The organism is Rhodococcus sp. EPR-147, from assembly GCF_001647185.1.
Classification (GTDB): Bacteria; Actinomycetota; Actinomycetes; order Mycobacteriales; family Mycobacteriaceae; genus Rhodococcoides.
Window position 1 is genome coordinate 1 of sequence record NZ_LVCU01000298.1, and the last position, 8,183, is coordinate 8,183.

An 8,183-nucleotide genomic window follows, 5' to 3' on the forward strand; every position below is an offset into this window, starting at 1 on the left:
CGGGACGCTCCGTAGTGCTTCTCGCCGAGGGTGATCCGCTGTTCTACAGCTCCTACATGCACATGCACAAGCGGTTGGCCGACCGCTTCGAGGTCGAGATCGTGCCGGGCGTGACCTCGGTCAGTGCCGCGTCGGCTGCGTTGGCCACCCCGCTCGTGGAGCGCGACGAGGTGTTCACCGTGTTGCCCGGCACGCTCCCGGCAGACGAGCTCACTCGGCGACTGCGCGGCACCGACGCGGCCGTCATCATGAAACTGGGCCGGACCTACCCGACGGTGCTCGAGGCCCTGGAACGTTCCGGTCGGCTGAGTGAAGCGCGCTACGTGGAACGGGCCAGCACATCCGAGCAACGGGTGCTCGACGCCGTCGACGCAGACAACGTTCCCTACTTCTCGATGATCGTCGTACCGAGTCCCTCGAATCGAACCGAAACACGTACTTGCGCCGGTGAAGTGGTGGTCGTCGGCCTCGGACCCGGGGACGACGCATGGACGACGGACGAAGTGCGCGCCGAACTCGCCGCCGCCACCGATCTGGTCGGCTATGTCACCTACATCGATCGGGTACCGCAGCGCCCCGGTCAGATCCGGCACGCGAGCGACAACAAGGTCGAGTCGGAACGTGCGGCGTTCGCTCTCGATCTCGCCAAACAGGGTCACCGCGTCGCCGTGGTCTCCTCGGGCGATCCCGGTGTGTTCGCGATGGCAACCGCGGTCATCGAGGTCGCGGCCGAGGAGCAGTGGAGCTCGGTCCCGGTGCGGGTGGTGCCCGGGATGACGGCAGCCAACGCCGTCGCCAGTCGGGTGGGCGCACCACTCGGACACGACTACGCCGTCATCTCTCTGTCCGACCGCCTCAAGCCCTGGAACGTCGTCGCAGCGCGGCTCTCGGCGGTCGCCGGAGCCGATATGGCGATCGCGATCTACAACCCCGCTTCGAAGTCGCGGACCTGGCAGGTTGCGGCAACGAAAGAGATTCTGCTCGAGCATCGTTCGCCACAGACCCCCGTGGTCATCGGACGCGCGGTGGGCAGCCCGCAGGAATCCGTTCGCACCGTGGCGCTGGGCGAACTCGACCCCGAGTCGATCGACATGCGATGCCTGCTCATCATCGGATCGTCGATGACGACGGTGGTCGAGACGGGAAGCGGGCCGAAGGTGTTCACCTCCAGGCGTTATCCGTCGGCAGGCAGTTCTTAGCGATCCGTCAACCAGTCCACGGCGGCTGCGACGTCGAACACCGTCGGTGCCGAGCCGGTTCGCGTGGGACGGTCGACCACTATCACCGGAATCGATGCCGCTCGGGCGGCATCGAGCTTGGCTCGCGTCATGTCGCCGCCGCTGTTCTTGGTGATCAGCAGGTCTATTCGGTTCTCTGCCAGCATCATCGACTCGTGGTCGATGTCGAAAGGGCCACGGCTGAGTTGCAGCGTCATGTGCGGCGGCACCGGACCGGTCGGAGGGTCGATCGCCCGGACCAGAAACCACGAGTGATCGACACTCGAGAAATGGTGAACACCTTGCCTGCCTGTCGTGAGGAACACCCGGCTGCCGGGGGCGATCGCCGACGCCGCGTCGGGCAGTGAGGCAACCGAGGTCCATCGATCACCCTCGCCCGCGGTCCACGGTGGCCGCGTCAGCACCAGGAGCGCGACCGATGTTGCCCGAGTGGCCTGCTCGGCGTGTGCGGCGATGGTGGAGGCGAACGGGTGCGTCGCGTCCACCACCACGTCGATTGCGTTGTCTCGCAACCACACTGCAAGGGCATCCGGACCTCCGAATCCGCCGATTCGAGTCTCGCCGACGGGCAACATCGGCTCGGCGACCCGGCCGGCCAGCGAGGTGATCGTCTCGATCCCCTGCACAGTGTCCAGAGCGGCCGCGAGTGCCCTCGACTCCGTCGTACCACTGAGAATCAGGACCTTCACCGTTTGGTCGCACTCCATTGTGTGACCGGCAGCTGCGGTCTCCACGTCGTGAACGTGCCGAGCGGTTCGCCGCGATAGATCTGGAACCTGCGGAGCTCGCCGCCGTACTTCGCCGCGGCGGTCAGCAACAACGAATCCGATTCGGCCGTCACCGAATTCGCGACCACTCGCCCGCCGGTGCGCACCGCCTCCCAACAGGCCTCGAGCATGTCGGCACCGGTCAACCCACCACCGATGAACACTGCGTCGGGAACAGCGTCTGCGTTCGAGACCGCCGTGAAACTCTCCGGGGCGCCGCCGTACACCACGAGGCTCGGAACACCCAGGTGCAACGCGTTCCTCCCGATCTGCACACGGCGCACCTGCGAACTCTCGAACGTCACTGCACGACAGGATTCGTCGGTCCGCAACCATTCGATGGCGATGGTTCCCGATCCGCCCCCGATGTCCCACAACAGCTCTCCTGGCGCCGGTGCCAACGCGCTGAGCGTCAGTGCGCGAACCTCCCGCTTGGTCATCTGACCGTCTCCGGTGTACGCGGAATCGGCCAGGCCTGGAATGCGGGTGTGGCGGGCAGCGTCGGGATCCCGGACGCACAGCAGTGCAACCACATTGAGTGGATCGACGCCTTCGAACGTCGACTCTTCGGCGATCCCGCGGGCGACCCGCTCGGCCGGTCCGCCTAGCTGCTCGAGGACCGTCATCTCGCTCGCGCCGAAACCGTTGGCGGACAACACCACCGCGATCTCACCTGGAGTGCTGCTGCCCCGGCTCAACACCAGTATCCGGCGGCCGTCGGCCAGTTCGGGCAACACGGTCTCGGCCGGGCTGTTCACCAGCGACACCGTCGTGGTGTGGTGCAGCGCCCAGCCCAAGCGAGCGCACGCCAGTGAGACCGAGGACGGGGCCGGGTACACCCGCAAGCGATCGGCACCGAACTCCCGCGCCAACGTCACCCCGATGCCGTGGAACATCGGATCGCCGCTGGCCAGCACGCACACGCGAGAACCCGTGCAGGCGTCGATCATCGGCCGCAGATTCGGCACCAACGGACTGGGCCATGTCCTGGTCTCGCTGCAGTGCTCCTGTACTCCAGCGACCTGGCGCGCGGAGCCGAACACCACATCTGCTTGCTCGACGGCCCTGCGCGACGCGAGAGGCAGTCCGTCCCAGCCGTCCGCACCGATTCCCACGACCACGATCGGAGTGAGCACGGGTGCCACCATCAGCGCGGCATCCTGCGCCAGAGCCACTGCGGCAGTAGACGCATGGCGAAGAACACCGGTCGCAGTGTGCCGGGGATCCACACGGTGGCCCGACGCGTGCGCAGCGCAGCGACGACGCCGTCGGCCACCTGATCCGGCGTACTCGACATGGGTGCCGGGGTCATCCCCTCGGTCATCGAACCGATGACGAATCCGGGACGAACGAGCAGGAGGTGCACTCCGCTGCCGTGCAGTGAGTCGCACAGTCCGCTGGCGAACCCGTCGAGACCGGCCTTCGCGGCTCCGTACACGTAGTTGGCGCGTCGCACTCGAACCCCCGCGACCGACGAGAACACGACCAGGTCGCCGCTCCCCTGTGCTCGGAGGATCTTCGATGCGTGCGTCAGCACCGAGACCTGAGCCAGGAAGTCGGTGGTGATGACGTCGAGAGCGTGCTGCGCGTCGTCCTCGGCGCGCGTTTGATCACCGAGGATCCCGAACGCCAGCACCACGATCCCGATCGGGCCGTATCGCTCGGCCACCCGGCTCAGGAGCTCGGCGTGAGTGTCCATCTCGTTCGCGTCGAACTCGACGGTGTGAACGGCGTCCGCGCCTGCCTGCTCCACTCGTCGTTGCTGAGCATCGAGGTCGGTACTGCGCCGAGCTGCCAGTACGACGGTTCGCCCCGAAGCGAGTCGGGTGGTGACCTCGAGTCCGATCTCGCTGCGCCCGCCCAACAGCAACAGCGTTCCGGCCGCGGGTTCTGCTCGTCTGCTCACGACGACCAGTCTTGCCGATGAAATCGCATTCACTACAGTCGGGGCATGGCCGCCATCCCCGCAGACGCGACTGCCCTCGCCGACGACGCATTCGAGTTCCTTGCCGAGCGACACCTGGCCACTCTGACGACACTGCGACCCGACGGAACCCCGCACGTCGTCGCCGTCGGCTTCACCTACGACGCCGAGGCCCGGTGTGCTCGGGTCATCACCAACGATGTGTCGCAGAAGGCGATCAACGCCGGTCGCGGTGCCTACGCCGCCGTCACTCAGATCGACGGTGCCCGCTGGCTGACGTTGGAAGGGCCTGCGTCGGTCCGGAACGACCGTGAATCGGTCGTCGATGCGGAGAACCGCTATGCGCAGCGCTATCGCGTACCCAGAGAGAACCCGACCCGAGTCGTCATCGAGATACAGGTGCAGCGTGTATTGGGTAGCCGTTCTCTGCTGAACCGCTAACGCGTCGTCGGCCCCGTCGGCCACGGCAGAACCGTCAGGTTCGGCCACTCCGTCGTCCATCGGGCAGCCTTGGCCTCGTACACGTGTCGCATCGGCAGCCGCGGGTTCGGCCGCACGATTCCCCCGAAGAGATCGTCGAATCCGTGCGGTGCGTACACGACATCGGTTCCGCCCTGGTCGGTGGTGATGCCGAAGCAGCACGTGGTGGACACGAAATGATCGATCGCATCCTCGGTGCTTCGGTACGGCGCGATCGGAGTGCCGAAATGCTGTTCGTACCACAGGTGTACGCGCGCCTCGTTGCGCACTTCGACGTCCACCCCGAGGTCGTCGAACACCGTGGCCGCGCGCTCGATGACCTCGTTCTCCGCGTCGTAGGACAGATCGGAGTCGTCGAAGTAGAAGAAGTCGTAGTCCCGGATGCCGGTACGAAGGTCCCGGCCGTCCAGGTGGTTCCAGACCGTCTGGAAGAGGCCACCTGCCGTCAGATACCACCCGGGAAGCCCGAGTTGCGGCGCGCGCCCCAGTATTTCGGCGACGGCCGGATTGGACCTGACGACCGAGACGAACTCGTCGTCGCCCGGACGCGTCACACCGGCAGGACGGCCAGAGCGTGAGGCCTGAGGTTGACCGATTCGCACCCGTCAGCGGTGACCACGACGATGTCCTCGATGCGTGCACCCCACTGCCCGCGGAAATAGATTCCCGGCTCGATGCTGAACGCCATCCCTTCGGTCAGCGTGATGTCGTTGCCCGCAACGATGTACGGCTCCTCGTGCACCGACAGGCCGATCCCGTGACCGGTGCGGTGCAGGAACGCCTCGCCGAGACCGGCGTCGACCAGGACGTCGCGAGCCGCCGCATCGATGGACTGCGCCGTGACACCGGGCACCACCGCGTCGACAGCCGCCTGCTGCGCCCGCTCGAGTACCGCGTACTGCTCGGCGATCTCCGCCGACGGTTCGCCGAGACTGTAGGTGCGGGTCGAGTCGGAGTTGTATCCCGGTGCGACGGGTCCGCCGATGTCGATCACCACGATGTCTCCTGCCTCGACGACTCGATCGGATACCTCGTGGTGTGGATCGGCACCGTGGGGCCCGGAACCGACGATGATGAATTCCGGTGCAGTGTGGCCTTCTTCGACGATCGCGGCAGCGATGTCCGCGGCGATCTGCGCTTCCGTTCGGCCCACCCGAAGCCATTCGCCCATCCGGGCGTGCACGCGATCGATGGCATACCCGGCTCGCCGCAACGCGTCGATCTCGGCCGCATCCTTGACCATTCGGAGTTCGCGAAGCACGTCGGTGGCCAGAACCGGGATCGTGCCGAAGACACCCGCCAGCGGCACGAAATGCAGGGCGGGCATGGCGTCGGCAACGGCTGTTCTCGCTCCGCCGGGAACCGCTGCTGCCACCAGTGCGTACGGATCCACACCGTCGACCCAGTCGACGAGAGTCAGAGACAGTTCCTGCGCTGCGGAGTCGCCCAGTGCGGCGAGCTCGAGCCGCGGAACGACGACCGTGGGGGTGCTGCCGTCCGCCGGAACGACCAGCGCGATGAGCCGCTCGAACGAGCTGGCCTTCGACCCGATCAGGTACTGCAGATCCGGCCCCGGGGTGATCAGCAGGGCATCCAGGCCTGCATCCGACGTCAGGCGAGCCGCGCGGGCGAGCCTGGACGCGTAGACATCGCTGGAGAAACGTGAGGAACTGACCGAAGAATCGACACTCATGCCTCCAGGCTAGTGCCGTACGGCAAGATGAGCCCCATGACCGCCCCCGGAAAGTCGCCACTGTTGCTCCTCGACGGCGCGAGCCTGTGGTTCAGGGCCTACTACGCACTGCCCGAGTCGATTACGGCCCCCGACGGTCGACCCGTCAATGCCGTCCGCGGCTTCCTCGACATGATCTCGGCGTTGATCACGCGCACCGAACCCGGCCGACTGGCAGTGTGCCTCGATCTCGACTGGCGGCCACAGTTCCGCGTCGATCTCGTGCCGTCCTACAAGGCGCATCGTGTTGCCGAGGCGGCGCCGGAGGTCGCCGAGAGCGAAGAGGTGCCGGAGACACTGACACCACAGGTGGACATGATCATGGATGTGCTCGCCGCACTGGGGATCGCGACCGCAGGCGCAGACGGTCTCGAAGCCGACGACGTACTGGGAACCTTGGCCGCGCGCGAGCGTCAGGACCCGGTGGTCGTGGTCAGCGGAGACAGAGACCTGCTTCAAGTTGCCGCCGACGAGCCGAACGAGGTGCGCGTTCTGTACGTGGGACGCGGCCTGGCGAAAGCCGAACTGTTCGATCCCGCAATGGTTTCCGAGCGTTACGGGGTGCCGCTCCATCGTGCGGGTGCGGCGTATGCGGAACTCGCCTTGCTGCGCGGCGATGCCTCGGACGGTCTGCCCGGAGTGAAGGGCATCGGGGAGAAGACAGCGTCGACGCTGATGATGCAGTACGAATCCGTTGAAGCGTTGCGCGCTGCGGCACTCGACCCGTCGTCGGACATGGCCAAAGGCATCCGGGCGAAGCTGGCCAATGCGAGCGACTACCTGGACGCGGCGCTGCCGGTTGTCCGAGTCGTCACCGACGCCGATGTCGTCCTGTCGAAGTCGGACGAGATTCCCGCCGAGCCCGCCGATGTCTCTGCCCTGAACTCGCTCGCCGAGACTCTCGGCATCGAGAACGCCGTGGCCCGCCTCGTCGCTGCGATGGCGGCCACGGCGTCGACGACCTGATCGCGTGACCTCAGCGGGTCTACTCGGGCAGGGAGACTTCGTAGTTGGCGTCGTCGTCGAGGAAGGTCAGAGTCACGGTCTTGAACGCACCGTCCACGGTCAGGGTGCACTCGACACTGGTCTGGGCCACGACCTCGATGTCCTGAGGACAGGACACACCGGAGACGTCGGACGCACCGTAGGACTCGGTGACGACCGTGCGAACACCTTCCTCGGCCGCCGCGGTATCGAGGGTGGTCGTTCGACCGAAAGCGAAGAACGACACCACAGCGATCACTGCGAGCACTGCGACGACGGCACCCGCGATGATCAGGGGCTTCTTCGATCGAGCCCCGGCCTGCCCTGGCCCCTGCTGATTCGGCCCCTGCTGATTCGGATACTGCTGGTTCGGATACTGCTGGTTGGGATACTGCTGGTTGGGACTCCATGGCTGCTGTGGTTGCTGGCCGTACGGACCCGGCCCGTATTGCCCACCACCGAATTGCTGTGGTGCGTAAGGATTCTGGTACGCCGAATCGCCCGATGCAGGCGCGCCGTACTGCTGACCGGCGGGGTAGTGCGCGGTGGGGTTCTGTCCCTGGGGGTAGCCGCCCTGTGCATTCGGGGCCGAGGGGTACTGCCCCTGCGGATAGCCGGCAGGTGGGTACTGACCTTGGGGGTACTGGGCCTGGGGGGACTGGCCCTGTGGGTACTGACCCTGAGGATATTGCCCGTGCGGGTACTGGCCCTGCGGGTATTGGCCGCCGGGTTGTTGCGGGCTCTGCCCGTAGCTCTGACCGGGTTCGCCGTACGGCGTGGCCTGCGGCTGTCCGTACTGACCCCACGCCGACGGCGTCGGAGTCTGTGACTCGGCGGAAGGAGCAGGCTGCGTGTCCGGTGTGTCGTTCGCGGCACCGTCCTGCTGATCGGGCGTGCGCGACCAGCTGTTGTCCGGATCGGTCGGACCGTATGGGCCGCTCATCTCGCCTCCACTGAAAATTCGGATTCGTCGGGGGTACAGTAACCCGCCCGTACGACTCTCCGCTGTACCGACCCGGCAGTCCGATTCGGCGCTGTCATGCGGCATCTACGGCGAC

Annotated in this window: 9 protein-coding genes; 3 read left to right on the plus strand and 6 right to left on the minus strand. The window is 66.4% G+C overall.

What is annotated here, in order from left to right:
- The coding region (gene cobJ / locus A2J02_RS14175) for a precorrin-3B C(17)-methyltransferase (RefSeq protein ID WP_068050768.1) at window positions 1-1,199 on the plus strand (1,199 nt) is incomplete at its 5' end.
- Here the strand turns inward: cobJ and A2J02_RS14180 are convergent.
- The 3 genes from A2J02_RS14180 to A2J02_RS28710 are packed head-to-tail and all read right to left on the minus strand — an operon-like array spanning window position 1,196 to window position 3,911.
- On the minus strand, window positions 1,196-1,945 hold the full coding sequence (locus A2J02_RS14180; protein ID WP_068050762.1) for a cobalt-precorrin-6A reductase: 750 nt from the start codon (window positions 1,943-1,945) through the stop codon (window positions 1,196-1,198). The two genes, cobJ and A2J02_RS14180, sit on opposite strands and share 4 nt — an antisense overlap.
- On the minus strand, window positions 1,924-3,153 hold the full coding sequence (locus tag A2J02_RS14185) for a bifunctional cobalt-precorrin-7 (C(5))-methyltransferase/cobalt-precorrin-6B (C(15))-methyltransferase (RefSeq protein ID WP_068050769.1): 1,230 nt from the start codon (window positions 3,151-3,153) through the stop codon (window positions 1,924-1,926). The genes A2J02_RS14180 and A2J02_RS14185 overlap by 22 nt, the downstream gene beginning before the upstream one ends.
- Window positions 3,153-3,911 (minus strand): SDR family NAD(P)-dependent oxidoreductase, encoded by a 759-nt coding sequence (locus A2J02_RS28710; RefSeq protein ID WP_068050763.1) that lies wholly within the window; start codon window positions 3,909-3,911, stop codon window positions 3,153-3,155. The genes A2J02_RS14185 and A2J02_RS28710 overlap by 1 nt, the downstream gene beginning before the upstream one ends.
- A 45-nt stretch (window positions 3,912-3,956) precedes the next feature.
- Between A2J02_RS28710 and A2J02_RS28715 the strand changes: the two genes are divergently transcribed.
- Window positions 3,957-4,370: a TIGR03618 family F420-dependent PPOX class oxidoreductase gene (locus A2J02_RS28715; RefSeq protein ID WP_068050764.1), complete on the plus strand. Its 414-nt coding sequence runs from the start codon at window positions 3,957-3,959 to the stop codon at window positions 4,368-4,370.
- On the opposite strand, the gene A2J02_RS14200 is transcribed toward A2J02_RS28715, so the two are convergent.
- Together A2J02_RS14200 and A2J02_RS14205 are read right to left on the minus strand one after the other, a co-directional pair.
- Window positions 4,367-4,963 (minus strand): nucleotidyltransferase family protein, encoded by a 597-nt coding sequence (locus A2J02_RS14200; RefSeq protein WP_068050765.1) that lies wholly within the window; start codon window positions 4,961-4,963, stop codon window positions 4,367-4,369. The two genes, A2J02_RS28715 and A2J02_RS14200, sit on opposite strands and share 4 nt — an antisense overlap.
- Window positions 4,960-6,102, minus strand: coding sequence for a M24 family metallopeptidase (locus A2J02_RS14205; protein ID WP_068050766.1), 1,143 nt, complete (start codon window positions 6,100-6,102; stop codon window positions 4,960-4,962). The genes A2J02_RS14200 and A2J02_RS14205 overlap by 4 nt, the downstream gene beginning before the upstream one ends.
- Window positions 6,103-6,129: 27 nt before the next feature.
- Between A2J02_RS14205 and A2J02_RS14210 the strand changes: the two genes are divergently transcribed.
- Window positions 6,130-7,107, plus strand: coding sequence for a 5'-3' exonuclease (locus tag A2J02_RS14210; protein WP_068050770.1), 978 nt, complete (start codon window positions 6,130-6,132; stop codon window positions 7,105-7,107).
- Window positions 7,108-7,126: 19 nt separating this feature from the next.
- Here the strand turns inward: A2J02_RS14210 and A2J02_RS14215 are convergent, their stop codons facing one another.
- Entirely contained in the window at window positions 7,127-8,068 is a 942-nt protein-coding gene (locus A2J02_RS14215; protein ID WP_068050767.1) for a DUF4333 domain-containing protein, read from the minus strand.
- Window positions 8,069-8,183 lie beyond the last annotated feature (115 nt).

Bases quoted from the DNA above. Each gene is read 5' to 3' on its own strand.
- A2J02_RS14180 (WP_068050762.1), bottom strand. From the start codon at position 1,945: ATGGAGTGCGACCAAACGGTGAAGGTCCTGATTCTCAGTGGTACGACG.
- A2J02_RS14185 (WP_068050769.1), bottom strand. From the start codon at position 3,153: ATGGTGGCACCCGTGCTCACTCCGATCGTGGTCGTGGGAATCGGTGCG.
- A2J02_RS28715 (WP_068050764.1), top strand. From the start codon at position 3,957: ATGGCCGCCATCCCCGCAGACGCGACTGCCCTCGCCGACGACGCATTC.
- A2J02_RS14205 (WP_068050766.1), bottom strand. From the start codon at position 6,102: ATGAGTGTCGATTCTTCGGTCAGTTCCTCACGTTTCTCCAGCGATGTC.
- A2J02_RS14210 (WP_068050770.1), top strand. From the start codon at position 6,130: ATGAGCCCCATGACCGCCCCCGGAAAGTCGCCACTGTTGCTCCTCGAC.
- A2J02_RS14215 (WP_068050767.1), bottom strand. From the start codon at position 8,068: ATGAGCGGCCCATACGGTCCGACCGATCCGGACAACAGCTGGTCGCGC.